2 protein-coding genes are annotated in these 1507 nt (G+C 41.6%); both read right to left on the bottom strand.

The window, feature by feature from the left end:
- Positions 1 to 310: 310 nt before the first annotated feature.
- Positions 311 to 931: a TraX family protein gene (locus B147_RS0109835; RefSeq protein WP_020587037.1), complete on the bottom strand. Its 621-nt coding sequence runs from the start codon at positions 929 to 931 to the stop codon at positions 311 to 313.
- Positions 932 to 1075: 144 nt separating this feature from the next.
- On the bottom strand, positions 1076 to 1507 hold a 432-nt coding region (locus B147_RS0109825; RefSeq protein WP_026259593.1), incomplete at its 5' end, for a hypothetical protein.

Below are 1507 nucleotides of genomic sequence, written 5' to 3'. Positions count from 1 at the left end.
TTTTGATTATCAGCGATTACAACAGATTTTGCTGACGTTTAGGTGGGGGATTTTGGGGTGGCCACAAGTGGGGGAGTTTGGGTGGCCATCCGGGAGATTGAGCCCTTTGTTTTAAATATTGATTATTTCCTATTTTTTGACAAATGGCCTTTTGCATAATCCGAATAGCAACAATGCAAATAGGTGTTGAAATCAATTTTGCCTGTCATGTATTCATACTCAAGTTTCGTGATGCTGCTTTTGCCGTTTTTCTTTACCACAAGGTAAAGGTGGTTTTTCAATTCTTGAGGGTTCATTTATTCATTCGTTATCAAGTTGTTGCCGGGCATCTGATTGAATTGATCAGGATGATTATTAAAAAATGCCCAGGGTAGGCCACATAATAAAAATATTTTTGGATTATTCTTGGCAAAGGTATGGTGGTCCTGGAGTACATGAGGAACACTGCAGCCGGACCGAACAGAACATAAGCGGCTCCAGATAAATAATACACAAAAAGAAAAAAAGTAGTCATAGCGCCCAGGAGATAAACCGGCCGATGATGCAGGAAATAAACGGCAAAGACTATGAAAATATAGATTGATACGACGTTGGCAAACACAAGAAGCAGGGTCAAATAAAATGCCTGAAAGCCGTACCGTTCGTACAGGACAAGGATAATCAGACCGAAAAGCAGGGTGTAAAGATCATTGAGTCTATGTAGATCCGGGAACAACATATTAAACAGAGGCTGGGTAATACAGGCGCAAGTCACCAAGGAGATGATATAGAGCTGGAGGTCATTGGTATATTTCAGGCCCTGGGTGATGAAATAAGCAAACAGAGGGAAAGACAACGCGCCCAGGGATCTCATGATCAATTCATGTTCCGGGAAAAAGAATATGGCCGAATGGTCAATCACCATTGTGATGAAGGCAATAAGTTTAATCATTTTGATGATCCCAAACTTATGGTGTATGAAATCAATCTGAAAACACAAAAAGAAAAAGCGATTGTCACAATGGGCAAACCGACATATGTGACGATGTCACTGATAAACAGGGCAAGGTCAAAGCCTTCGGGTAAAGAGATCATTTTAAAGCCTCAATGACAGGCCCAGGGCAAGGGCGTTACATGAAAGTGCACCGATGATTAACGAGATACTTTTTGAGGTCAGGTCGGAGGTGTCGGTAATCTCGATATAATCGACTTGGCCCGGGTCAGAATCAAGATCTGTTACTGCAATTGAAGTTCTTTGGTAATACGCTTGGGTCAAAATATTAATTTGAGAAAAATCGGATGTATTAAAAAGATAGTCATCGACAACAAAGAACGCGTTTGCCTGATCCACCCGGTAAAGATCCACCTGGCCGGTCTTTGTGACAGCTGCATATGATTCGGTATTTGAAAGAAGTATTAAAACAAACAAGACACCGATTGAATTGAAACGGGAAGATCCAATCCGAAGGGCTGATACAATGGCCCGAATAATGATGCCCAGGAGCAACGAAATAACGACCAGGCCAAA

The organism is Desulfobacter curvatus DSM 3379 (assembly GCF_000373985.1).
GTDB lineage: Bacteria > Desulfobacterota > Desulfobacteria > Desulfobacterales > Desulfobacteraceae > Desulfobacter > Desulfobacter curvatus.
The sequence above is the reverse complement of the archived record's forward strand: the minus strand, read 5'-3'. Positions and strand labels throughout refer to the sequence as shown.